Below are 25,721 nucleotides of genomic sequence, written 5' to 3' on the forward strand. Positions count from 1 at the left end.
CGCGCGTCACGCGGGGGCCCGCCGCCGGACCGGTCGCCACCGGCGGGCGGCGACCGGTCCGGCGTCGGGCACCGTCGTGCTATGCCGCGAGGGCCGCGTCCTCCTGGACCGACTGGTCGAGGTAGACCACCCGGAAGCCCGGGCGCGGGCGCAGGTGGTACCGGACGCGGACGTGCCAGCGCCGGCTGGCCCAGACCGTCGCCCCGGTGGCGACGACGACCGTGGCGACCGATCCCACGAGCACCGCCCAGCGCGGGCCGAACGTCTCACCGACCCAGCCCACCACGGGCGAGCCGAGGGGCGTGGCGCCGAGCAGGACCATCATGTAGAGCGACATGACGCGACCGCGCACGGCGGGGTCGACGGAGAGCTGGATCGCCGCGTTCGCGGCGGTGAGCATGGTCAGCGACGCGAGCCCCACCGGGACGCACATGATCAGGTAGCCCAGGAAGGTGGGCATGACCGCCTGGACGGCGGTGGCCGCAGCGAAGGCGAAGGCCGCGCCCAGGACAAGCCGCACCCGTGGCCGCTCCCGCCGAGCGGCGAGCAGCGCCCCCGCGAGGGACCCGACCGCGAGCACCGAACCGAGGATGCCGTACTCGCTCGCACCACGGCCGAACTCGATGCGCGCCATCATGGCTGACGTCAGCTGGAAGTTGAGCCCGAACGTGGAGACCACGCCCATCACCACCATGATCACGAGGATGTCGCTGCGCCCGCGGACGTAGGCCACCCCCTCGCGGATCCGGCCCTTCGACGAGGCGACGCGTGGCGCCATCTTCAGGCCGCGCATCCGGGCCAGGGCGAGGATCACGGCGCCGAACGTCACGCCGTTGATCACGAACACCCACCCCGCACCGACGGCCGCGATGAGCAGGCCCGCCACGCCAGGGCCGATGAGGCGCGCGGCGTTGAACGACGTCGCGTTGAGGCCCACCGCGTTCGCGAGACCGCTGGCGGGGACGAGCTCGGCCACGAACGTCTGGCGTGCGGGGCTGTCCAGCGCGGAGACGACGCCGAGCAGCGTCGCGAACACATAGACGTGCCAGAGCTGGGCGTACCCGGAGAGATAGAGCGCGCCGAGCCCGAGGCCGAGCACCCCCATTGCGCCCTGGGTGGCCATCAGGAGCTTGCGGCGGTCGAGGCGGTCGGCGAGGACGCCCGCCCAGGGCGACAGCAGCAGGGCCGGGCCGAACTGGAGGGCCGTCACGATGCCGACGGCCACGCCCGACTCGTGGGTCAGGTCGGTCAGGACCACCCAGTCCTGCGCGACGCGCTGCATCCAGGTGCCGATGTTGGCCACGAGGGCCGAGGCGAACCAGAGACGGTAGTTGGGATATCGAAGGCTGGAGAATGTGCTGCTCATCGTGCGGCGATCCGGCTCAGCAGCTCGCCGGCGCGAGCCAGGACGTCGAGCTCCTCCTCGGTCAGGGTGGACAGCTGCTGGGTCAGCCAGGCGTCGCGGCGACGACGGGTGACCTCGACCTCCTTGATGCCCGCGGGGGTGAGGCGCACCACGACCTGGCGCTTGTCCGTCGCGTGCTCGACCTTCTCGACGAGGCCGATCTCCGCGAGGGCGTTCACGGCGCGCGTCATCGACGGCGGACGCACGCGCTCGTGCTCGGCGAGGGAACCGGGCGACATCTCCCCGTGCCGGTGCAGCACGGTGAGCACGCCGAACTGCCCCTCCGGCAGGTCCGCCTCGCCGCGCTGCGCGCGCAGGCGGCGGGAGATCCGCACGAGGGCGACGCGGAGGTCGCCACCGAGGGTCGCGGGAGTGCGGGGGGCGGCGGTTCCGGGACGTGTCACCTCTTGAGCCTAGATCATTACCTCGGGTAATGAAATGAGCTGTGCGGGACGTCACGCGCTACCGGACGGTGTCCCCCAGCACGATGAGCTGGTCGGCGTGGTCGCGGACGTACTGGGCCACCGAGTCGTCGGCGACCGCCGCCATCAGGGGGTCGAGAGCGGTCCGGTCGAGCACCACGATGGACTGCGCGCCGTCGGGGCTGCGTCCGGTCCCCGCGTGGGGGGCCGTCAGGAACGTGATGTCGCCGACCCCCAGCCCCATCGAGCCGACGGCGAGCTCCTGCATGCGCCAGAGCGTCAGCGTCTCGTCGACCGCGACGGACCGGGCGACCGCCTGGACCAGGTTGTTCATCGCTCCGACGTCGCCCCGGGTGTCGGCGGCCTTGGCCATGATGGCGCGCATCCAGTTCTGCTGACGCTGCACGCGACCGAAGTCGCCGTTCGGCAGGCCGTACCGCTCGCGGGCGTAGGCGAGCGCCTCCTCCCCCGTCATGGTGTGGACGCCTGCCTCGAGGACGTCGCCGCCCGTGGTGGTCGTGGCCTCCGGGACGGCGATCTCCACGCCGCCGACGGCGTCCGTCAGCGTCGTGAACGAGACGAAGTCGGTGACCGCGAAGTGGTCGATCCGCACCCCGGTGAGCTGCTCGACCGTCTGGATCATCAGCGTGGGGCCGCCGTACGAGAACGCGGCGTTGATCTTGCCCTCGCCGTGGCCGGGGATCGCCACCCAGGAGTCGCGGGGAAAGGAGATCACCTGGGCGGACTGCCGGTCGCCGGAGAGGTGCAGCAGCATGATGGCGTCGGTGCGCTGGGCGCCCGCCTCCCACTGGGTGGGGTCGCCGGCGGAGATCCGGCTGTCGGAGCCGAGGATCAGGAAGTTGAGGGGCTCGGCGGGCGCGGCCGGGTCCACGGGGGCGGGGCTGGGCCGGGTCGCCTCGTCCAGGTCCTCGAACGGGTCCTCGATACGCTCGATGCCGGCCTCGATCGACCGCTGGAGCATCCACAGGGCCCCCGCGCCGCCACCCACCACGAGGACGAGCGACAGGGCGACCACCGTCGCGCCGCGGGCCCTGCGCCGCCCGGGCCGGCGGTGCCGCACGAGACCGGTGCGCGGCGCGGCACCGAGCAGGTCGTTGATCGGGTCGGTGCCAGGCATGCGCGGATCGTACTGTGCCCGGTCTGGCGGCTGACACCGTGCGAGCGGGTGGAACCCGGCCGGTGCTCACCAGGTGATCGCCGGCGCGTACCCCCAGTTGTAGGTCGCGATCGTGACCTGGGCTCCCGCGGTGCCCCAGGCGCAGGGCAGCTCACCCGAGAACCTGCCGTTCGCGTCGGTCTGCAGGGGGCTGCCGTCCCGCGCCTCCCCGTAGTAGCCGGAGCGCGGGGCGTAGGCGTTGCCGTCGGCCACGCACTGGACCCCGAACGAGGTGTTCGGCTCCGCGCCCGTGATCGTCACCCGCAGGTAGCGGCACGACGACCCGGAGCACGTCGTGCCGTTGCCGAGGTCGGCCCCGGCCGCGGACGACCCCTTCGACACCGTCACGCTCCGGTCGCTCTCGGAGCCCCCGGTCCTCCCGGAAGCCTCGGCCCACGGGCCGCACCCGGCGGGGTTGCAGAGCCGCGCCCGGCCCACGTACGACTGGTTGGTCCCCGTGGGGACGTTGAGCCGGAAAGGGCTGTTCCAGCCGGGCGGCAGGTCGTTGGACCCGCTGTCGGTGTAGTCGCCGCTGAGCTGCCAGTCCACCCGGGTCGGGTCGATCCCGCCGTCGTCGGAGGGCCGGGTGACGGGGAACGAGCCGTCGTCCGACAAGGACGCCTCCCAGCGGATCCCGGGCGCGCCGGGCGTGGTGTACGGCGTGACGGCCTCGGGCGTCTGCACCCAGGTGGAGCACGTGTACTCGTTGCAGGCGCGCACGCGGAAGGTGTAGGCCGTGCCGTTGGCAAGACCGGTGTAGGTGTACGCGGTCGCGGTGCCCGCGTCGCGCGTCCCGGCGTTGTTCGCCTGCACCTCGTACCTCGGCGCGGGGCCGCGGAAGGCCCCGGCGGCGTTCCACGTGACGCGCGCCTTGCCGTCGGTGTCACCGGCGATGAGCGCGGCCCGGGCACCGGAGGGCGCGTCGGGCGTCCCGTACGGGACCACCGGGGCGGACGCCGGACCGGCCGGAGAGGTCCCCGCCTTGTTCGTCGCCGCGACGGTGAACGTGTACGAGGCGCTGGTGTCGAGCCCCGCGAACCGGGTCGAGGTCCCGGACACCGTCCGGGTGCCGGCCGCGGCGCCGTCACGGAGCACCGCCACGGTGTAGGACGCGACCGGGTCGCCGTTGTCGGCGGGAGCGGTCCAGGACACCTCGACCACGCCGCCGCCCGCTGCGGCGTCGGGCGCCCGCTGGGCGGCCGGGGCCGCGGGGCGCGCCGGGGGCGCTGCGGGGGTCATCGGCGCCGACGGCTCGGACCAGTCCGAGGGGTCGGGCGCGGCGTTGAACGCCTGCACGCGCACCGTGTAGGCGGTCCCGTTGGTGAGCCCGCTCCACACGTAGGCCGAGCCGGACAGGCAGTCACGCTGGACCCGCCCGTCGGCCGGCGCCGGCGAGATCTCCAGGTTCACGCACTCCACGGGCGACCGGTCGGTGTACGTGCGGTTGACCCAGGTGACGGTGAGCGACGAGTCCCCGAACGCCAGCACGGGAGCGTCGGGGGCGTCCGGGCGCTGGTCCGGCGTCGCCTCCGCCGAGGCCGGGGACGCGTCGGACTCGCCCACCTCGTTCGCCGCGGTCACGGTGAACGTGTAGGGCAGGTTGTTGGTGAGCCCGTCCACCGTGCACGTCGTGGTGGGGCACGCCCGCTCGTCGCCGCGGCTCGAGCGCACCGTGTAGCCGGTGATCTCCGCCCCGTTGTCCGCCGGCGGGTCCCAGGAGAGCACCACCGTGCGCGACCGCACCTCGACCACCGCGGGCGCGGCCGGCGCCTCCGGCGGGCCGAGCACGGTCACCCGCACCCGCCCCTCCACCTCCCGGTCGGGGTCGCCCGTGGCGTCCTGCACGCGGTAGCGCACCGTCAGCACGCCCAGGAAGGTGTCCGACGGCGTCACGGTCACCCTGGTCCCGTCCGTCGCCACGGTCCCGGCGCCGGTCTCGAGGGCCGCCGCCACCACCTCCAGCGGCTCGCCCGGGAACGGGCTCACGTCGTTGCCGAGCACGTCCACCTGCTCGGCACGGCCGGGGTGCGCGTCGAGGACGACGTCGTCGTTCGCGACGGCCAGCGGCCGGGTCGACGCGACCACCGTGACGGCGACCTCTCCGGCGACGGGCGGGTGCCCGGCGTCGGACACCGTGACCGGGAGGGTGACCCGTGCGCCCTTGGGGAGGCCCGCCTCCGCCCGGACCGTCAGGCGCGTACCGGACACGGCCGGGCTCAGGCCCGCCACGTCCCCCGTGACCTCGAGCGTGACCGGGTCGCCGTCCGGGTCTGTCACGTAGCGTGCGAGGTCGAGCTCGGACTCCTCCCCCGCCGCCACCTCGAGCACGGGCGCGCCCGTGAAGACCGGCGGGAGGTTCTCCGCGGGCAGCACCTCGATCTGCAGGGTCAGCACGGCGGTGCGGGTGAGCGGGTCGTCCGCGTCGCCGTCGGCCACCTCGAACGTCACCGCGGCCGGGCCGGTGTACCCGGCCTCGGACACGAACGAGAGCGTGGTGGGGCTGAGGACCTCGCGCGTCCCGTTCAGCGCCACGACCGCCTCCTCCCGGGTCAGGCGGGGCGTGCGCCGCTCGGCCACGACCACGTGGTCGGCGAGGTCGATCGCGAGGGTCTCCCCGCTGACGACCTCCAGCGGCTTCCCGGGCCGGAGGTGGGGCGCGGTGCCGTCGGCCGGGAGCCAGAGGAAGGCGGACGCCGCGAGCCCGTCCCGGTCCGTGACGGTGTAGCGGAGCACCTGGGGCGTGGCGGAGAGCGGCACGGTGACCCGCCCGTCGTCGTCCGTCACGGCCCCCGGCTCCTCCACGGCGACCGTGAGGTCCTCGACGACCCCGTCGGGGTCCGCGTCGTTGGCCAGCACGTCCACCGTCACCGTCGGCCCGGCGACCGCCTCCGCCGGGACCACGTCGTCCCGGGCCACCGGCCGGAGCAGCGGCGCGTCGTGCGTGGCCTGGACGGTCACCGCGGCGGTGGCGCGGGCACCCCAGCGGTCCTCGACGACGTACGAGAACGTGTGCGCTGCCTCGCCGTCGGGGACGGTCACCACGGCCAGGCCGTCCGCCGCCGCCGGACGGAGGACGTCGAGCGCGTCGGACGGTCCGCCGAAGGCGTCGGCCACCAGCGCGAGCAGGTCGCCGTCGGGGTCGGAGTCGTTGTCCAGCACGCCGATGCCGACGGTCCGTCCGGGCCGGACCACCGTGCGGTCGGCCACGGCGGTAGGAGCCTGGTTCACGGCCGGCGGGGCCGCGACGCCCACGCGGACGAGGCCGACGGCGGTGGCCCCCCGCGTGTCCCGCACCAGGTACGTGAACTCGTCCTCGCCGTGGGCGTCCGGCCCCGCCTGGTAGTCGAGGAACCCGTCGACGACCCACACCGTGCCATGCTCGGGCGCGGAGGCCACGCCCGCGAGCACGACGTGGTCGCCGTCCGGGTCCGTGCCCTCCAGCGACAGCGGGACCCGCACGACGGCACCGGCCGCGACCCGGGCCTCGACGTCCGGCGGCTGGGGTGCCGCGTTGTCGTCGCCGCCGCGCACGGTCAGCGTGACCTGGGCGGAGTCCTTCTGCCCGTGGGGGTCCCGCACCTGGTAGACGACGTGGTGGACACCCGGTTCGGCCGGGGCCCGGAACCGCACGGTGTTCTCCGAGACGAACGCCTCGCCCGCCCCGGGCTCCTCGACCAGCGCGTCGTCCACCGTCAGCTCCTGGCCGTCGGGGTGGCTGTCGTTCGCGAGCACGTCGACGGTGACGACGTCGCCGGCGCGGACCGTTGCCTCGTCGGGTGCGGCCTCCGGGGGACGCAGGCGCGAAGGCGCCTCGACCGGCACCACGGTGACCTGGCCCACCGAGGTGGTCCGGCCGTTCGACACCGTGTAGCCGAACGTCACCGGCCCGGGGAGCGTGCGCGCCGGCGTGACCCGCAGCACCTGGTGGGCCAGGACCGCGACGTCCACGCCCGCCTCCGGGGGCACGCTCACGGACTGGACGACGAGCACGCCGCCCGCCGGGTCCGTGTCGTTGGCGAGGACGTCCACGAGCGCCGAGCCGCCCGCGGGCAGCAGCACCCGGTCCGGCACGGCGACGGGCGCGCCCTCACCCTCGGGCGGCCCGACGACGTCGACCCGCACGAGGCCCGTGGCGGCGTGCGGGCCGTCGCTCACCTGGTACGTGAGGTCATAGTTGCCCGGCTGGTCCGCGGTGAACCGGAACGTGCCGGCCGAGTGGTTCGCCGTGATGGTCGCCGAGGCCGGCCCGGACACGTTCGCGAGCCGCAGCACGTCACCGTCGGGGTCCGTGTCGTTGGCGAGCGGGTCGACGGTCACGGGGCGGCCCGCGAGGACCACCACGTGGTCCTGGACCGCGACGGGCGGCTGGTCCGGTGCGGTGACGTCCACGAGGAGACGGCCTTCGACGCTCATGCCGAGGGAGTCGGTCACCGTGAGCTGCACGATCTTGCGGCCCGTCGTCGTGCCACCGTCGCGGAACTCGACCGTTCCGTCCGGCCGGGCGCGGACCTCGTCGCCCAGGACCGAGACCGACGCCGCGGAGAGCACCAGGTCGTCCCCGTCCGGGTCCTCGAAGGACGGCAGCACGCGGGCGGTGGCCACCCCGCCCTGGGCCACCTTCAGCACGGGCTCCCCGGCCTGGGCAGGCGCCGCGTTCTCCGTGAGGGGCACCACGCGCAGCGTCACGCGCGCCGGGGCGATCCCGCCGCGCCCGTCGGACGCCGCGTAGGCGAAGCCCACGGTGCCCGACGCGTCGGCCGGTACCTGCGCGAGCAGGGCCTTGCCGCCCAGCACCGGGCTCACGCTCGTGCCACCCGCCGACGGCGGCTCCGTGATCGCCGCGGTCATGACGTCGCCGTCCGGGTCGACGTCGTTGCCCAGCACGTCCAGGACCGTCGAGCGCCCGGGCCGGACGCCGAGGGAGTCCTCCTGGGGCTGCGGCGGCCGGTTGGGCTTGGTCCGGTCAGCGAGCACCTGGTCCACCTGCTCGGGGGTGCTCTGCTCGGACTCGGTCTTCTCGCCCTCCTGGTCCTGCGGCAGCGTCAGGTCCCAGTCGTCGACCAGGTCGAACTCCTCCTGCGCCATCCACAGCTCCCCGGTGACGGCATCGTTCAGCACCACCACGCGACGGTTCACCCGGTAGACGGGCGCGGAGGACGCGTCGATCCCCTCGAGCCTCCGGTCGACGTCCCGGTCGGTGCCCGGGCAGTCGCGCAGCACCTGGCCGGTGCCCGACCACGCGCCGTACACGCACCCGCCCAGCTGCACCGGCTCCGCCGGCACGCCGGACGCCCGGCGCACGGACCCGAGGCCGCCGTCCAGCGGCTGCGACAGCAGCCCTTCGGTCGTCGCGAGCACCACCACGTCGGACGCCTGGGACGGCTGCTGGAGCCACGCCTCGGCGGCGTGCTGCACGTCGACGATGCGCCCGCCGGGCAGGACCAGCGTGGACGTGGTCCGGTCCAGAACCACGGGCTCGTCGCCCACGGCGGTGAGATCGAGCTCGTCGCCCGGCCCCACCTGGAGGCTCGACTGCCGCACGTGCTCGACCGCGCCACGTGAGGTCGTCGTTACCGTGTACAGGCTGGAGCGGGTCGACGACGCGGCGAAGACCGTGCCGTCGGTGGCGACCGTCACGACGGCGTCCGCGCCGACCGTCGCGGCCGGCTCGGCCTCCTCGGCGTCGAACGAGGTGAGCGCGTCGAAGGGCAGGACCCAGAGGTCACCCTCCTCGCGGTCGAGGATGGCCGCGGTGGCGCCGCCGGAGGCGAGGAGGGCCCCGTCCGGCAGGGTCAGGGAGCCGTCGAGGACCAGGTGGGCCGGGTCGACCGGGCTCGCCGTGGCGTTCTCGTCCTCCGTCAGGAGCACCCGGTAGCCGGCCTGCTGGACGTCGAACTGCGACGTGCCGGCCAGGAGGGTCCCGTCGAGGGCCCGCGCCTCGTGGTTGAACCGGCCCAGGAGGCCGGCAGAGGTCTTGGTGACCCAGACCCCGGAGTCGTCGAGCTCGACGTCCGCCGTCGGCTCGCCGGGATGAGCCACGGCGAGCGTGACGACCGAGCCAGCGAACAGCGCGACCAGGGTCACGGACGCCACGGACGCCCACCGTTGCCGCACCGAGATGCCCGACGTCGCCACTGGACCCCCTGCTGCGCCGGACATTGGCAGGAACCCTACCAAGTCGTCCGCAAAGGGGACGCAACGTACTGAGCGCCCCGAACGGGGCGCTCCGCGTCAGAGACCCAGCGCGCCCTTGATGGGCCCCATGAGGAAGTAGACGACGAACATCGCCGCGGCCACCCACAGCAGCGGGTGCACCCTCGACGCCTTGCCCACGGCCACCTTGAGCAGCACGAAGGAGATCACCCCGGCACCGATGCCCACGGTGATGGAGTAGGCGAACGGCATCAGCACGATCGTGAGGAAGGCGGGGATGGCCACCTCGAGGTTGGTCCAGTCGATCCCGGTGATCTGCACGACCATGAGGAAGCCCACCACCACGAGCGCGGGGGTGGCGGCCTCGTTGGGGACCATCTCCACGAGCGGCGTGAGGAACGTGGCCAGCAGGAACGCCACCCCCGTCGTGACCGACGCCAGCCCGGTGCGGGCGCCGTCGCCCACACCGGACGCCGACTCCACGTACGCCGTGTTCGACGACACCGAGCCGGCCCCGCCGGCGACCGCCGCGAGCGAGTCCACGACGAGGATCTGCTGGGTGCGGGGCGGGTTGCCGTCCTTGTCGAGCAGCCCGGCCTCACCGCCGATCGCGACCATGGTCCCCATGGTGTCGAAGAAGTCGGCGAGCAGGAGCGTGAAGACCAGGAGGATGACGGCGACGACGCCGATCTTCTCGAACGAGCCGAACAGCGAGAACTGCCCGATCAGCGAGAAGTCCGGCGCGGCGACCACCTGGTCGGGCAGCGCCGGGACGTTGAGCCCCCACCCGCCCGGGTTGTCCTCGGTCTGCGCGCCCACGCCCGCGACCGCCTCGATGATCACCGCCAGCACCGTGGCGACGATGATCGCGATGAGGATGGCGCCCCGGACCCGCCGGAGCATCAGGACGGCCGCGAGCAGCAGGCCCACCGCGAACACCAGCAGCGGCCACGAGCCGAGCGACCCGCCGATGCCCAGCTCCACCGGGGTAGCCATTGACGCGGGGATCCGCACGAAGCCCGCGTCCACCAGGCCGATGAACGCGATGAACAGACCGATGCCCACGCTGATCGCGACCTTGAGCTCTCGCGGGACCGCCCGGAACACCGCCTCCCGGAAGCCGGTCAGGACCAGGACCAGGATGACCAGCCCCTCCAGGACCACGATGCCCATGGCGTCGGGCCAGGTCATGCCCGGCAGTGCCGCCACGCTGAACGCGACCACCGCGTTGAGGCCCAGGCCCGCCGCGAGCGCCAGCGGGAAGTTGGCGACCACCCCCATGAGGATGGACATGACGCCCGCGACGAGGGCCGTGGCTGCCGCGACGGCGGCGAGGTTGGGTTCGCTACCGCCGCCGAGGAAGCTCCCCTCGAACCCGTCGTCCTGGACCGTGCCGATGATGAGCGGGTTCAGCACGATGATGTAGCTCATCGTGAAGAAGGTGACGAGCCCGCCGCGGATCTCCGTGGTGACGCTGGAGCCGCGCTCGGTGATGTGGAAGAACCTGTCGATCGCCGACCGCGTCGCGACGTCCTGGGTGTTCGCCATGTTCCGATCTTCGGTGGCGAGCGGGCTTCCCGCCTTCGGAGGCGGACGGCGTGCCGCGTCTCAGCCGTCGAGGAAGATGTGGCTGCAGACGAACCGCGGGGCGGGGTCGGCGCCGCCGTCGCGGGCGCACGAGATGGCGCCCGCGGCGAACTCAGGCTTCACGATGTTGGCCTGGTGCCCGGGCGACGCCATCCACGCCTCGACGACGTCCTGGGGCGGGCTCTCCCCGCGCGACAGGTTCTCCCCCGCCAGCCCCGCGCCGCACGAGTCGAGAACCCCGCCGAGCGGCGCGTGCTCCAGCTCCGCCGCGCCCACCAGCGCGTCCGCACGGGTCTGCGCCTGCTGGGCGGCGCACCCGTCGTGCGCCAGGGCGGGCAGGCCGGCCGCCTCGCGCTGGTCGTTGACCAGCCCTTCGAGCACCGCGGCGTACCCCGCCGGGTCGGTCAGGTCTCCGCTGCCCGACGGTGGAGCGATCGCCTCGGGGGTGGGGGTCGCCTGGGGGGTGGGGGCGGTCTCGGTCGGAGAAGGTGCGGACGGCCCAGGACCGGCCGCACACCCGGCGAGGAGGCTGACGGCAATCAGAGCCACTAAGGGACGCATGATCCGATACGACAGGAGGCCGTCGAGCTGCACAACCGCTGGTGACGGAAACACTCGTCCGGATGCCGCGCCTCTTTGCACGTGATTCCCTGAGGTCTGTCCGATCCACGTTCTGGAGGGCCCCTTGATCCGCAGCACGCTCGACAAGGCCACCGTCGCTGGCCGGCTTGCGCTGTCCGACCCGCAGGCTCTGCGTCTCCTCTATCAGGTTCGACGGGACCGCTTGTCGTACCTCCCCCTCAAGGCGCTCGTCGACCTGCGGCGGCGCATGCTGCAGATCGAGCGCGACGGCGTTCCTGGATCAGTGTTGGAAGCCGGATGCGCCCTTGGCGGCTCTGCGATCATCCTGGCGTCGTCAAAAGCGCCGAGCCGCCCAATGACGGTTCACGACGTCTTCGGAACGATCCCGCCGCCGTCAGCGGAAGATGGTGCGGACGTGCTCGAACGTTACGAGACCATCGCAGCTGGTAAGGCGACCGGCCTCGGCGACGACTTGTACTACGGGTACCAACCCGAATTGAAGGCCAAGGTGGAAGCGAGCTTCGCACGGCTTGGTGTGCCCGTGCAGCGCAACTGCGTGACCCTCGTCGAGGGACTGTTCGAAGACACGATCCGGCCGTCCGGACCGGTGGCTCTGGCACATGTGGACGGGGATTGGTACGAGTCGGTCAAGGTGTGCCTGGACCGGATCTGGCCGCACCTGTCGGTCGGCGGTGCAATCGTGATCGATGACTACGACGCATGGTCCGGTTGCCGCAAGGCTGTCGACGAGTTCCTCGGAACGCATCGCGAGGCGCGGGTCGAGCGGTGGTTCCGCCCTCATCTCGTCAAGACGAGCGTGGTCGACCAGTAGCAGGCTGATCGAGGAAGTCAGGCTGTCGGTCCGGCCGCTTCGGCGATCTCGGCCACCAAGTAGGGACCGAGCGTCCTCGCCCACGTTGCTGTGATGTGCCCGCCAGCGTCTCGGTACACGACCACATTTCCAATGACGCTCGGGCAGAAGCCGTCGGCACAGTAGTAGCGCGTCAGGTCAACCACCCGTACGCCCGGAACTGCCGCTGCCGCTTCCACAAGCGGGTCGGGTGCATCGAAAGCCAGTGCTTGCGCTGTCCCGCACCGGTCCGCAACTGCGAAGGTCACTCTCCCGACACACTCGACGGCGTCGCGGTTGGCCTCCGGATTGTCCGCGATGACAATCACCGAGACCCCGGCAGCGACTGCATCAGTCATGACCTCGACATGATCGGCAGCCGTCGTCGACGATCCCCGGCGAGACGTTGCCACGATGAGGTCGACGTCACCCGACGTGAGCCGGGTATGGATGGTCTGCAGGTTGTCTCGGCAGTACTGGACCCCAGGCCTTGGAAGGAACCACCTGCAGCCCCACCCCACGTACGTGGTGACGCTCCAGTTGAGGTCTTCCAGATGCGGCAAGAGTCCGGGCATCAACTGAGCCGCATGGCTGTCCCCGACCAGCGCCACCCGAAGGGCGTCAGGCGCTTCGCTACCAAAGGTGCACGTGCGTAGGGGGCCGTCGGCCGATGTGAAGCAGTCGAATGCCCCGTCGGTGTCGGGGAGGGCCTCGCGCGGCAGGGGTGTCACAGAGCTCCCGACGTTCAGGTTCTCGCACCCCGTCGCATCGGCCATCGCCGCAGCGCCGAAACAACTCCCCCGCATAGACGACTCGCTCAGCGCTTCCGGTTCCGTTGATCGAACTCCTGCGGTGGCCAACCCCGTAACGATCAACGCGACCAGGAGCCCGCTGGCGGCCTTGCTCCAGCCGTGCTGGAGACCCACGGGCCGCCGGCCCTTCCACCGGAACCAGCGTGCGCGGCGCGCCGGGGACTCGATCCAACGATAGGACCCGGCCGAGAGCAAGAAGGTCAGTCCTATGCCGAGCACGAGGTAGCGCGCCGAACCGCGCACCACGAGGGCAGGCAAGAGAACGGCGAGCGGCCAGTGCCACAAGTAGAGGCTGTAGGAGATCTCGCCAACGTACTGGCTCGCACGGTTCGTGAGAACGGGTACGGCCGTCGGGCCGCCCTCCCCGGCGGCAATCACGAGGGCAGTAGCGGCAACGGGCAACAACGCCCAGGGAGCGGGAAAGCCGTGCGCTTCAGGCACCACCGACACAGCGACGAGGAGCCCGCCGAGCCCCAGCCAGGCAAGGCACGTGCGCACGGTCACCGACCTGATCCTCAGGCGTCTCCCCAGCACAGCGACAAGCGCACCGATGCCCAGTTCCCAGGCCCGTGAGAACGTCGAGAAGTAGGCAACCTTCTGGACAGTCGCCGTCTCGTGGAGCGCCCAGAGCAAGCTGACGATGGTGAGGATCACGATGATCAGCCCGGCTACCGGGCGCGCATACTCCAGACGCCACCGCCGATGGCGGGCAGCAAGGAGCAGAACCCCGAGCAGGAGCCATGGCCAGACGAGGTAGAACTGCTCCTCGACGGAGAGCGACCAGAAGTGCTGCACTGGCGACGGCGGCTTGTCGAGCTGAAAGTAGTCGGCTCCGGACCGGATGAAGCGCCAGTTCGCCAAGAATCCCGAAGCGAACAGCGAGTCCACGACAATGTCGCGGATCCGTCCTGGCACCAGAACGACGGAGGCGCACAACGTAGCGAACAGGACGGCTGCAGCCACCGGGACGATGCGCTTGACACGGCGCGCGTAGAAGCGAGTGAAGGACACCGTCCCTGTCGCCTCGTACTCTCGCAGCAGCAGCCCGGTGATCAAGTATCCCGAGATCACGAAGAAGATGTCGACGCCTACGAACCCGCCGTTCGGCCATCCCAGGATGTGGTCCGCGATCACCGCAAGCACTGCGATTGCACGAAGGCCTTGGACATCGGCCCGAAACCGCGTCCCATCCGATACGCGGGTCGACCGATCAGGCTTCGGAAGGGACGCGCTCGACAGCGCTACTGGGGTGGTCGAAGTCATGTCTGTCCTCGCCGTCGGTCCGGTCGCAGCGGGGCGAGCGCCGTGATTTCCTGGGCACTGCGAGCCCCGTGAAGAACAATCACGCACTCTGCGGAATACCGCACCTGGAGGCTGTCGATGGAAGCGTTCGCGTGGAATCCCCGGCGCAACGACCTACCGCGCCCGTTCCGTGACCGGTTCGTCGGTCCGCGAACGAATAACTTCGGCGACCTCTTAGGGCCCCTCGTGGTCCAGGCGATCTGCGCGCGGGAAGGCCTCACCTGGCCTCTGCTGAACCGCCCAGGGCGCCTCATCACGGTCGGCTCCGTCCTGCACGTCGCCTCGAGCCGCGATGTTGTCTGGGGTACGGGCGTGAACGGCAACGTGCCAGCGAGCAAGCACCGGTTCTCGGCTCTGGACGTACGCGCGGTACGTGGCCCACTGACACGGTCGTTTCTCAACGCTCGTGGGCTCGACGTCCCAGCCGTGTACGGCGACCCAGCGCTGCTTCTACCTGACCTATATCCGATGCTCCGTTCCTGGTCGAACGAGAAGCGACGTTCCGTCGCCGTCATCCCGAACCTTCATGACTGGTCGCACCTGAGTGCACACCCACACGCGGTCGATCCCTGCTCGGGTCTTTGGCACGTGTTGCGAACCATCGCCCAGAGCGAGCGGGTGGTCACCTCCTCACTGCACGGCGTCGTGATTGCCGAGTCGCTGGGCATCCCGGCCACGCTCTTCAGCGGACACCAGAAGCCGTTCAAGTACCAGGACTACTACGAGGGCACCGGTCGCCCCCTGCCGGCCCTGGCCGGCGACCTCGACGAGGCTTTGCAGCGCGTTCCGGAGACGCCCGATCTCGCGGAGTGGAATCCGCAGCCCCTCTACGACGCGTTCCCGCGTGACCTCTGGGGATCTGACATGGCGAGTACAACAAGCAGCGGTGACACCCTGACCCGGAATGGAGCAGCATGACAGTGACGCCCAATCCCCCGACGTCTCTCCATGGGATCCGGGCAGCCACCCTTGAGGTCCTGGCAGACACGGTGGGAACCGGCCGCGACGTAGCCCTTCTCCAGGCACCAAACCAGCGCAACGTGGGCGACACACTGATCTGGCTAGGAGAACGTCGATACCTCGAGGACCTCGGTCTGCGCGTTCGGTACGTCAGCGACCCCTGGTCGTACGACCCGGGAGTCCTCCGCGCCAGCCTGCCGCAGGGCGGGGTGATCCTCATCCATGGTGGCGGAAACTTCGGGGACCTCTGGTACGGGCATCAACTCCATCGCGAACGAGTGGCGCGAGACTTCCCGGACTACCCGATCGTGCAACTCTCCCAGTCCATCTACTTCGACGACATGGGCCACGCGGCACAGGCAAACGAGGTATTGGGCGGGCACCCGAACCTTACGGTCCTCGTGCGTGACCGCGTGTCGCTTGCCCGAGCAGCCGAGCACCTGCCTGACGTCACCACGCGATACTGCTGGGACATGGCCCTCGGCTGGGAGCCGCCACTGGAGGCCTACGAACCTGAGCCGTCCGGGCGACGCCCGCTCGTCCTGGCACGTGCCGATGTGGAGTCAGCATCCGGCCTGGTTCACGCGTTCGGGAACAACCGGGCGCCTCGGGCTCCGCTGCCGTTCGACGCCGAGGTGACCGATTGGCACCTTCGCGGTCCCAGTTCGGTAGCGTGGCGTTCGCTCCGGGTGCTGCCGCTCGCATCGCACAAGATCCCCGCTCTTCGGAGCGCATCGCTCCAGCCAGCGATGCGTCAGACCATTACGGCGATCAACGCGATCAACGCACACAGCGGAGTACGTCTCTTCCGGGGGCGACCATTTGCAATCGTCGACCGTCTGCACGCCCACATTCTGGCCGGTCTCCTGCGGATACCTCACGTCGTCATGGACAACAACTACCGCAAGATCAGTTCCGTCTATCAGGAGTACAGCCACACCCTTTCCGGCGCCCACTATGCCTCCGAGGTGGAGGAAGCACTGGAGATCGCGGGCGAGCTGGCACAGCGCGCGACGGGAGCCCAGCAGGAGCTCGTAGCGTGATCGCCTTCGTCACGTCCCTCCGCCATCCGCGCAACTCCGACGACTACGGAAGGGTCGAGTCGCTCCTCCAGCAGACGCTGCGCTCCGTTACCGCTCAGGATCATCCAGACTTTGTTGTCTACGTGGTGGGCAACAAGGAACCAGGCTTTTCACTGCCCGACAAGGTCACGTTCGTTCCAGTCGACTTCCCGCCGCCCGTCTCTACACCCGGGCCGCGGACGGCGCGCGAGCCCTTCGTGCGGGACAAGGGCTCCAAGATCGGCGTCGGGCTTCTCGCAGCACGCGACGCGGAGCCCGACCACGTGATGATCTTCGATGCGGACGACTTCGTTCACCGAGGCCTCGCGGGATTCGCAGCCAAGCATCGAAACGCTCCCGGGTGGGTGCTCACCGACGGTTGGATCTACTCGAGCTCCCGGCAGACATATCGAAGCCGTCCCGGCTTCAACCAGATCTGCGGTACGAGCCACGTCGTCTCGTTCGACGCCTACGCCGTTCCAGCAGGTCTTGACGTCACAGCAGCCCAGGACGAGGTCGTCGCAGCGTACGGGGAGCGGCTTCCGGCCCTCCTGGGCGCCCACCTCCACAAGCGTGAGTGGTTGGCTGCACGTGGCTACCTCCTCCAGCCGCTCCCTTTCCGCGGTGCCGTCTACCACGTGGACACAGGAGAGAACCACTCTGGGTACGGCCTCCGCGGCATCTCTCGGCCCACGTCGGAAGCACTGGTAGCAGCTTTCGGAGTGCCACGGCGTGACTCGAGCGGTAACTCCGCGTGGCAAGCATTCGGCCCGCCGGCCGCAGCCGACTCGGTCCGGGAGCTCAGCCGCCGGGTGGTCCGCCGACTCACCCGCTGAACGGTCAGGGCTTGTCGGCCCGCACGACCGCCTTGCCGGTCCGTGCGCCCCGCTCCGGCCTCCGAAGCAGTTCCCGCGTACCCGCCAGGCCGACCAGGTCACGCCGCAGTGCCGGCCAGGCGGCGGCCTCGAGGGCGACCACGAGAGTCATCGTTGCGAGGCCGAGGCCGATCGCCGTCCACGAAGAAGCCGGAGCCAGCCAGCCGACGACGACACCCGCCGTCGATGCGGCAGCACCGTACGCTACGAGCGCCCGAAGCCCGTCCAGGAGCAGACCGCGAACGGCAACGTAGGTAGCGCGGCCGGCCCACCACAACCCGACAGGCCAGAGCACCGCGTAGGCAATCGAGTAGCCCGCCGCAATGCCGTTCATCCCCCATACCGACCCGATCAGCACTGCCGCGATGGCGACAGGATGGCTCGCGAGCGCCAGCCGCAGCTGAACGTCGGTCCGCCCTGCCGACATGAAGATCCAGTTCGGCACGAAACTCACCGATTGAAACACCCCGCCCACTGCCAGGATGGCGAACGTGGTGCTCGCCTGCGTCCACTGGCTCCCGAGCACGACGTCGATAGTCGGCCTGGGAAATGCTGCGCAGAACATCAGGACAGGGACTATGGCGTGGGTGAGTACAAGCTGGCCCCGGCGGAGGAACCTCTGGTAGCGCTCCTTGTCGTCGACGATCCGGGACAGGACAGGCAGCGCAACGCGCGCGACCGGCCAGTTCAGCTGACGGACCGGCAGGGTCATCAGCTGGAAGACACGGTCATACAAGCCAGCGGCCACGACGCCGAGGCGGGCACCGACGACGATGGTGTCCACGTTCGAGCCCAGGTAGCTCAGAACTTGCGATCCGAGCAGATTGGCGCCGTACCTCACGTGCTTGCGAACCGACACGTCACGGTGCGGCAGCCCAGGCACCCACCGAGCCGCAACCATCACACCGAGGGTGGCAATGAAGGTGGTCGCAAGCTGCTGCGAGACCAGTGCCCAGTACCCGCCACCCGAGAGCGCCACCACGACGGCCGCCCCGAGACCAACGAGCGGTCCCACGACCTCGAATACCGCGGTAGCTGCGAACCTCATCTCCCGCAGGAGACTTGCCCGGTATTGCGCCGCGACACCGTTGAGCACAAAGGTGACAGCGAACCAGCGTGTGATGGTTTCGAGCGCCGGCTCCCCGTAGAAGGCCGCCACGGCCGGAGCAGCGACAAATGCCAGGGCACCCGTTGCCGCCCCGAGGCCGGCGTTGAGCCAGAAGAGGTTGTCGCGCTGCGCGATCGAGAGGTTCCGATCCTGAATCGCCGCCTTGGCAAGGCCGAACTCCTTGATGACCTCGCCGATTCCCACGAGGGCCACGACCATCGCCACGTAGCCAAAGTCTGACGGTTCGAGAATGCGCGCGAGTACCGCAAGCGATGTGGCCTGGATGAGCACCCGTGCGAACTGGGCAAGCAGCGTCACGGCGCCGCCGCGGGCCGCGCTGCGGCCAAGGTTCGCGGAATCCGCTACACCATTCATCGGCGGAGTCCGGGTTGGCTCAAGTCGAGACCCGGTCATCGACCTGAGTCGCCGCCTCCAAGGGCGCCCAGCGGGGATGCGGCTTTGCGGTGCCGTGTCGCGGTGGCAGATTCTCAATCACCGAGGTAGTAGCCGAGGCACCCGCTACGACATCAACTGGGACCCGTTGGCCACGCAGTCGATCCACCAGACCTGCCAGCCCTCGACGCTCTCCAGCCCCCTGCTCCGGACGATATTCGTAGTAGCCATAGACGCCGCCGTATCCATCCGAGTCCAACGGGACCCGGTTCAGTACGACGCCGAGGACACGTGCGTTCACCGCTTCCAGGTTGCTCAGCGACTGTCGAAGCTGATCACGTCGGACGTGCCCACAGGCCGCGATCACCAATGCTCCGCTCGCCATCTTAGCTATGAGTGCCGCATCAGTCACCGGTAGCAGCGGCGGCGTGTCAATGATCACGTAGTCAAACTCCTCTCGCGCCTCCTCGATCAGTTTCGCCATCGTCCTTGATCCGACGAGTTCCGCCGGGTTAGGCGGGATGGGACCGGACGACAAGACGAACAAGCCAGCCGACCCCCACGGTTGCATGACGTCGCTCCACGAGGCGCGGTTGATCAATGCAGTCGTGAGACCAGCCGACTCTTCCACTCCGAGATACTTTCCTACGGTAGGTCGTCGAAGATCCGCATCGATCAGGAGGACTCGAGACCCCGCGTCAGCGATCGTTATTGCAAGATTTATTGCAGAGGTGGTCTTGCCCTCGTTCGGAACGGACGAGGTCACGACGATAATGTGAGCACCACCGTCCAGATCGACGAACTGAAGATTTGTGCGGAGCCTGCGGAATGCCTCCGACCGCGTGTGGTAAGGGCTGCTTTGCACGACGAGCGGCGTGTCGGCTGCATCCTCGTCGTGCCCGATGTGGCCAATCACAGCACTGTCCGTCAACATCTCGATATCGTGATCCGCCTGTACCCGGGTATCAGTCGCCTCCCGCACCGCTACGAATCCGACGCCAAGGATCAGACCGAACACGGTTGCAAGTAAAGTATTCAGGCGAAGGTCCGGGTCACTCGGTGTCGTGGGCACCTCGGCATTCCGGACGGTCTCCAGTCGGACCGTTGGGGTCGAGGTGCCCTGCGGCGTCTCTAGCATGGCGACTTGCGTGGAGAGGCTGGCCGCCACTGCATCAGCGATGCGAGAAGCGAGCATGGGGTCCGCATCCGTCGCGGTGACGCGAATGAGAACTGTGTCGGCAGGGGATACCGCAGATATCCTGTCGCGCAATCCCGCCGGAGTCGTCGGCAACCCCAGTTCTTCGATCACCGGCTGGAGCACGCGTTCCGTGCCGACGAGGCTTGAGTAGGTGGCGACCTGCCGTTGAATGTACGTCGATCCGGCCGTCAGCTCAGAAGTTGACTGCGCAGAAGTGAACGAGACGAACACCTCTGCCGAAGCACTGAACACCGGTGTCCGAGCCAGTGTATAGACGAGCGCCGCCGAGACGCAGAGCAGCATAGGCACCACACCGTAGACCCAGCGCTTTCGCGCAATCCGAAGATAGTCTGAAATTCCCAAGGCGAACCCCCCATAGACGGACGTGACCACAACCACGCGTATCCGATTACCTAGTAGATCGACCCCGGAAGCGAATGCTGAACCGGGTGAGAACGCCTGCCCGTAGCGGGCGTCCGGGACCCATGTCTCTGAGCTCGTCGACGGATCGACTCTGAGACGAACGGCATGAGTGCGAACAGCGTCATATACGGCACAACCTCGATCGACTGATAGACGAATGTTTGTAGGATTCCTCCGATCATACCGGCCCTGATCCAGAGGTGATCTGGGCTCACCGCCTTGACAGCAAAGACGAACAGTCCATAGAACATGAGCATCCCGAGAAGACCAAAGCTCACGAGCTGCTGCAGCAGGCCCGATTCGACGACCCCCGCGGATCCGCCGCCGAAATTCTCGGTCACGTTCGTGACCATGCCGGTATAGCCGCCGATCAATATGGGCGAATCGGCGAACATTGAGAAACTCTCGGACCACTGGTTTATCCGCGTCTGGTTGCCTGCCCCGTCGACCTGCACCGCGCTCAAGATCCGTTCGGAATAAATGGAGTCCCGCATAACGAGTGGCAAGGCAAGTGCCAGCGCAAGACCCAGGTAGACGAGCCGGACCCTCTGGGTGGTTGTGCGAGCCGTGAACGCTGCCGCGGCAGCTCCGAGACCAAGGATCATGACTCCGGAACGCGAGAAGCTGAGCACGACCGCCCCCGCAAGGATGATGGCGATGGCCAGATGCAATCTCTGCCGCGAGCTGCTCCACAGCTGAACAAAAACGAAGAATACGAGCGCGATGAACAGTGGGTAATGCAGATAACTTCCGGTCATCCCGGACGGGCGCACCAATCCACCCATACTGGCAGTGTCAACACCGGGAAAAATATCGAGCAGCAAGCCCGCCTGCTGCGCCGTCGCTACGCCGACGGACGTTACAGCTGCCATTCCGAGCCAGAATGACACGTTCACGGACGCTGCGATCCGAAATTCGTTCGCACTTAAGAGCGCGAGTGAGCCGGCAAAGAATGTCATGACAAGCACGTAGATCCATGCCTCGGGAAAATCCACCGTGAGGGTCACGTATATTCCCGAGAGGAACTCCACGAGGAGGAACGCGTAACCTACCACGACGACAGAGGCCCTGTTCGCACGCGCCCTGACACCGCACAGGGTGAAGGTCAACAGCATTGCGGCAAACATCAGCGCTTGAAATGCATAGGCAGCCTCTTTAAGCGCGAGCCCCTCGAAGAAGCCACGGCTGCAGACTGCGAACAAGGCTAAGCCAAACGCGAGGTTGGCGATCATCACCCGTGTGGTGCTCGGGGAATCGAATGCACGGACCTTGAGATCTGGCGCGACGGAGCTCCGCCGACGGTGCATGACGCCCGATGTGCGGTCCGTGCGTGGCAAAGCGCTCGAGGCAGTGATCATCGGGCCGCCAGCTGCTTGCGCACGCGCCAAAGGACACCGACCGGGTACCCAACCATCTTGGCTATGTCTCCGACCACCACCACCGCAGGAACCTGAACCAGCATCGCTGAGGCGCGCCCGGCCGTAGCCGGTCTCCGTAGCCAGGCACGCGCGACGAACTTGCGCATGTAGCCGGCGAACCCGGCAGCAAGCAACAGCCGGACAGGCCACGGTCCGTTAGTCATTCCGAGGATGCCGACGACATAGGCGCCGTACCGGAGCGCGTGACGTCTACGCCAAAGGTCAGCCTTGCCATCACCTCTCGCGTAGCGGAAGTACTGCTTGGCGTACGCACGCCAAGTCGGTCGCGCCGCCCAGCGAGCGATCGCGTCACCGGCAAACTCGAAGCGCATGCCCGCCGACTTCATCGAGATGTCGAAGAAGAGGTCCTCACAGAAGTCAAGCCACTCCGGATACCCACCAACGTCTCGCCAGGCCCGACGACGTACCATGACCGAACGACTGGACGGTAGGAATCGCTCTGGCTTGATCTCCTGGCGGAGCGGCACCGTGACGGCAGCGAACAGATGCTCGCGGGCAGTCGTCCAACACGGTTCGAAAAACCCCGCGACGACGTCCACCTCAGGTTTCGCCACGCTGAGCAACTTGTCGAGCCATTCACGGTCGAGGACCGTACCTGCGTCCGTAATCGCGACCAGGTCGTACGTCGCCAACTCGATGGCCACATTGCGGCCCCGTGAGATATTTGCGCCAGGCAGCACGACCACCTTAACGGGAAACGTCATGCCGTCGCCCCAGGCCTCTATCAGGTCCACAGTTCGGTCAGTAGAACCGCCGTCTACGACGACCATCTCTGACGGAACGGTCGTCTGCGCGCGCACCGACTCGAGAAAGGTTGGAAGCCCGCGCTCTTCGTTGAGAACCGTCATGACGAGCGTCACCGGCACGACAAGTGCCGCGCGACCGGTCACTGGACGACCTCACGGACGTGTCCGCTCTCGGCTGCACGGACACCCGACGGCACGGGACCGATTGGAAGCAAGCACGCGGGATGCATTCTGTAAAATCGCGAGGCCGACATCAACTCATATCTCCATGCTTTCCATGAGATACCACGGCCCGTCGCGCGTCCCCACCCGTGCACCCACCGCGCATCGCCCACGACCCGGACGGACATTCCATGTTGCCAGGACCTAAGGCAGATGTCAGCGTCCTCATAGTAGATAAAGAATCTGGAATCCCAGCCATCGAGGCGTTCAAAGTCACTTCGCGTGATCGCTAGCGCCGCCCCAATCACCCATGGTACGTCTACCACCTCGCCTTCAGCCGCAAAGCGGCAATAGCGCGGGTCGTCGCTTCGTAGCAGGTGCTTGACCTTGCGAGAGATGTACGGCACGCCGCGGCCGTTCTCCTGGGCTGAGCCGTCCCGGTTCAGGAGTTGAGGCGCTGCGATTCCGCCGCGGCGCTGGACTTCGTCGACGAGGATCGCCAGTCCCCTCTCGGTCAGGGTGACGTCGGGATTGCAAAAGACGAGGACTTCGGCATTCGTCTCGGCTGCGCCCCTGTTGTTGGCTGCGGAAAAACCTTGGTTCTCGGGCAGACAGACCACTCGGGCGCCCAGTTCTCTTGCCACCTCTGCCGATCGATCCTTCGAGGCATTGTCGATTACAAGCCACTCGTAGGAACGGTCCACATGGGCCGACCAGAACTCTCTGAGGTCCGTCTCACTGTTGTGTGAAACCGTGATCACACAGACGTCGGAGTCTCTCTGCATTCCTGACCTCCTTCACGTTACGGATCGTTCGAGCTCACGGTCTGCGTTCAGTAGGCTCCAGTCGGTGCGATGACAGCGCGGGCAGTCCGGAACAAGATCACTACGTCATCGAAGAGGTTCCAGTTCTCGACGTAATACAGATCCAGTCGCACGCTCTCGTCGATTGGCAGATCGTTTCTTCCGCTGACTTGCCAAAGTCCGGTGAGTCCAGGCTTCACGTACAGGCGACGCTTTACAGAATCGTCGTACTGTGCCACCTCGAGTGCGACTTGGGGACGTGGTCCAACGAGGCTCATGTCACCCTTGATCACATTGAAGAGCTGGGGTAGCTCATCGATCGAATATCGACGCAAGAGCCTTCCGAACGGCGTCACGCGGGGGTCGTTCTTCGGCTTGTAGAACAGTCCAACGTCCTCGCCAAGCGTCCTTGAGAGGTCAGCCTCAGCTCCGGAATACATGGACCGGAGCTTGTACATGGTGAACGGGCGACCGTTCAGCCCGATTCGCTGCTGGCGGAACAGAACGGGTCCCCTGCTCGTCAGACGAACGGCCAGCGCGGCGACGGCCAGTGGGCCCGCAAGCACGATCAGGACAATCGACGCCGCAACGAGATCGAAGCCCCGCTTGAGCGCGTGTTGAGCGCCCGCGTAGCCGGGGTGTGAGACCTGTAGCACCGGCAGACCGTCGATCGGCGTGGTCACCAGGCGAGGGCTCGCGACGTCGGCAAGAGCGGGCACGACAATCAGTTCCGCACCGGTCGGCTCCAGGTCCCACGCGAGCCGCTTGATCGACTGTGGCGTCGTGGCATCTGACGCCGTGACTGCAACGGCGTCTGCTTGTACTGACTCCGCGACATGTGCGGCCTCTTGGACCGAGCCGAGGACCGGCACGCCCTCGACCGGTGACGGCCCGCCACCGTTGACGCATACACCTACTACGTGGAAACCCGCCTGCTTGGTGCGAGCGATCCGGATTCCGAGGTCCCTGACAGCGTCCTGCGCACCCACGAGGACCGTCCTGCGGGAGTAGCGCCCTTCACGTCGGGCTAGGTGCAGATGGCGAGCCAGAAGGGCCCGACCTATGAGGAGCAAACTGAGACCGAACGGGAGAGCGACGGCGACGAAGGAACGCGCAAGGGCCAGGTTCGCGACGTAGCAAGCGACTGCGATCAGCCCGAAGAGTGCGAACGTCGCTCGTAGTACCCGCCCGTACTCGGCACGTCCTGACCCCAGCACTCTTGCGCTGCGGGAGCCGACCACGCCGAGTGCAACTACCCAAGCTTCTGCGATGAGGATCGATACGAGCAGGTACTGACCGCCACGGGGTTGAAAGAGATCTACCTCCACCGCCCTGTCGAGCCTCAAGATGTATCCGAGCGCCGTCCCTAGGACGACAGCGGCCGTGTCCACAAGCAGTGCCTTGCTCGTGATCCTGGCCTGCCAGCTGGAGGCCGGTGCTCGCCGGATCGGCGGAGCGACCAGGCTTGGCGACAGCGCAGCCCGCCGAGTCATCGCACCGGACCGTAAGCCAGCATCCGGAGACTGGGCGACCGCCACACCGTCCTTCTCAATCGTCATGTCTCACCTACGGCCTCTCCCAAGGTGAATGCGCTGCGCCCCACCGCCTGAGAGGCGGGGCGCAGCGCACCACGGCAGCCCGTAACCAGTTCGCTCAGGCCTGCCGGACCGCCCGACGACGCGTAGCGACCAGCGCCGTCACGCCCGCGACGAGCAGCGCGCCCGCCAGGACGAGGTACGGGGTGCCCGAGGCACCTGTGACCGGCAGCGGGCCTCCGCCACCACCGGCGCCGCCCCCCGCAGCCGCGGCGACAGCCGTCACGGTCACGACGTTGGAGACCACGGTCCCCGCGGCGTCGGTCACGTAGATCCGGTACGTGCCGGCCGCCGGGATCGTCACCGCGCTCGTGGTGCCGTCGGCGTCGACCGTGATGGCCTCCGCGCTGACACCGGCGATGTTCACCGCACCGTCAGCCGCGGCCGCGCCCTCGACGGTGAAGAGGACCTGGCCGTCGGGTCCTGTGGTCAGCACCGAGAAGGCCCTGCCCACGGTGACTGTGGTGGACGACGTGTAGACCGTGTACGGCTGGTCGTCCGGGGTGTAGTCGTCGGCGGCTGCCCCCGCTGCCGGTACGACGAGGGCCGCAAGAGCAATCCCTGCGGCACTGATAAGGCGTCGAAGCATAGCTCTGTCCCCTGTTACGTATAGGCGAACTGCTGCAGGTAGGTGTCGTGTTCTTCAACACCTGACTCCGTACCCGGGC

General features: G+C 68.4%; 18 protein-coding genes. 4 read left to right on the forward strand and 14 right to left on the reverse strand.

Going from position 1 to position 25,721, the window contains the following annotated elements; genetic code table 11:
* Positions 1-79 precede the first annotated feature (79 nt).
* The 6 genes from AC060K_RS11090 to AC060K_RS11115 all read right to left on the reverse strand — a co-directional run bounded on the left by AC060K_RS11090 (position 80) and on the right by AC060K_RS11115 (position 11,293).
* On the reverse strand, positions 80-1,366 hold the full coding sequence (locus tag AC060K_RS11090; protein ID WP_483765486.1) for an MFS transporter: 1,287 nt from the start codon (positions 1,364-1,366) through the stop codon (positions 80-82).
* Complete coding sequence (locus AC060K_RS11095) at positions 1,363-1,809, reverse strand: MarR family winged helix-turn-helix transcriptional regulator (protein WP_483765487.1); 447 nt, start codon at positions 1,807-1,809, stop codon at positions 1,363-1,365. Before AC060K_RS11095 ends, AC060K_RS11090 begins: the two co-directional genes overlap by 4 nt.
* Positions 1,810-1,867: 58 nt before the next feature.
* Positions 1,868-2,965 (reverse strand): LCP family protein, encoded by a 1,098-nt coding sequence (locus tag AC060K_RS11100; protein ID WP_483765488.1) that lies wholly within the window; start codon positions 2,963-2,965, stop codon positions 1,868-1,870.
* Between the two features lie 66 nt (positions 2,966-3,031).
* Positions 3,032-9,097: an Ig-like domain-containing protein gene (locus AC060K_RS11105; RefSeq protein ID WP_483765489.1), complete on the reverse strand. Its 6,066-nt coding sequence runs from the start codon at positions 9,095-9,097 to the stop codon at positions 3,032-3,034.
* Between the two features lie 138 nt (positions 9,098-9,235).
* A complete protein-coding gene (locus AC060K_RS11110) occupies positions 9,236-10,705 on the reverse strand; it encodes an NCS2 family permease (RefSeq protein WP_483765490.1) in 1,470 nt (489 codons plus the stop codon).
* A gap of 60 nt (positions 10,706-10,765) precedes the next feature.
* Entirely contained in the window at positions 10,766-11,293 is a 528-nt protein-coding gene (locus AC060K_RS11115) for a CAP domain-containing protein (RefSeq protein ID WP_483765491.1), read from the reverse strand.
* A 136-nt stretch (positions 11,294-11,429) separates the two neighbouring features.
* On the opposite strand from AC060K_RS11115, the gene AC060K_RS11120 reads away from it, so the two are divergent.
* Positions 11,430-12,158, forward strand: coding sequence for a TylF/MycF/NovP-related O-methyltransferase (locus AC060K_RS11120; RefSeq protein WP_483765492.1), 729 nt, complete (start codon positions 11,430-11,432; stop codon positions 12,156-12,158).
* 17 nt (positions 12,159-12,175) lie between these two features.
* On the opposite strand, the gene AC060K_RS11125 is transcribed toward AC060K_RS11120, so the two are convergent.
* Positions 12,176-14,251 carry an acyltransferase family protein gene (locus AC060K_RS11125; protein WP_483765493.1) on the reverse strand — a complete coding sequence of 692 codons (2,076 nt, stop codon included), beginning with the start codon at positions 14,249-14,251 and terminating at the stop codon, positions 12,176-12,178.
* 225 nt (positions 14,252-14,476) lie between these two features.
* Here AC060K_RS11125 and AC060K_RS11130 point away from each other — a divergent pair, with 225 nt between their 5' ends.
* The 3 genes from AC060K_RS11130 (at position 14,477) to AC060K_RS11140 (ending at position 17,147) form a co-directional block, all read left to right on the forward strand.
* Positions 14,477-15,208, forward strand: a complete 732-nt coding sequence (locus tag AC060K_RS11130; protein ID WP_483765494.1) for a polysaccharide pyruvyl transferase family protein — start codon at positions 14,477-14,479, stop codon at positions 15,206-15,208.
* A gap of 122 nt (positions 15,209-15,330) precedes the next feature.
* Complete coding sequence (locus tag AC060K_RS11135) at positions 15,331-16,293, forward strand: polysaccharide pyruvyl transferase family protein (protein ID WP_483765495.1); 963 nt, start codon at positions 15,331-15,333, stop codon at positions 16,291-16,293.
* Positions 16,290-17,147, forward strand: coding sequence for a hypothetical protein (locus AC060K_RS11140; RefSeq protein WP_483765496.1), 858 nt, complete (start codon positions 16,290-16,292; stop codon positions 17,145-17,147). Before AC060K_RS11135 ends, AC060K_RS11140 begins: the two co-directional genes overlap by 4 nt.
* Positions 17,148-17,151: 4 nt before the next feature.
* Here the strand turns inward: AC060K_RS11140 and AC060K_RS11145 are convergent, their stop codons facing one another.
* From AC060K_RS11145 to AC060K_RS11175, 7 genes are all read right to left on the reverse strand, one after another.
* Entirely contained in the window at positions 17,152-18,708 is a 1,557-nt protein-coding gene (locus tag AC060K_RS11145; RefSeq protein ID WP_483765497.1) for a lipopolysaccharide biosynthesis protein, read from the reverse strand.
* Positions 18,689-20,188, reverse strand: a complete 1,500-nt coding sequence (locus AC060K_RS11150; RefSeq protein WP_483765554.1) for a tyrosine-protein kinase domain-containing protein — start codon at positions 20,186-20,188, stop codon at positions 18,689-18,691. The genes AC060K_RS11145 and AC060K_RS11150 overlap by 20 nt, the downstream gene beginning before the upstream one ends.
* A 110-nt stretch (positions 20,189-20,298) precedes the next feature.
* A complete protein-coding gene (locus AC060K_RS11155) occupies positions 20,299-21,540 on the reverse strand; it encodes an O-antigen ligase family protein (RefSeq protein ID WP_483765498.1) in 1,242 nt (413 codons plus the stop codon).
* 122 nt (positions 21,541-21,662) lie between these two features.
* Positions 21,663-22,637, reverse strand: a complete 975-nt coding sequence (locus tag AC060K_RS11160) for a glycosyltransferase (protein ID WP_483765499.1) — start codon at positions 22,635-22,637, stop codon at positions 21,663-21,665.
* Complete coding sequence (locus AC060K_RS11165) at positions 22,634-23,440, reverse strand: glycosyltransferase family 2 protein (protein WP_483765500.1); 807 nt, start codon at positions 23,438-23,440, stop codon at positions 22,634-22,636. The genes AC060K_RS11160 and AC060K_RS11165 overlap by 4 nt, the downstream gene beginning before the upstream one ends.
* A 47-nt stretch (positions 23,441-23,487) precedes the next feature.
* Positions 23,488-25,017: a sugar transferase gene (locus tag AC060K_RS11170; RefSeq protein ID WP_483765501.1), complete on the reverse strand. Its 1,530-nt coding sequence runs from the start codon at positions 25,015-25,017 to the stop codon at positions 23,488-23,490.
* A gap of 94 nt (positions 25,018-25,111) precedes the next feature.
* Positions 25,112-25,642, reverse strand: coding sequence for an LPXTG cell wall anchor domain-containing protein (locus AC060K_RS11175; RefSeq protein ID WP_483765502.1), 531 nt, complete (start codon positions 25,640-25,642; stop codon positions 25,112-25,114).
* Positions 25,643-25,721: the final 79 nt, after the last annotated feature.

The sequence above is a fragment of the Antribacter sp. NEAU-D49 genome (genome assembly GCF_057158775.1).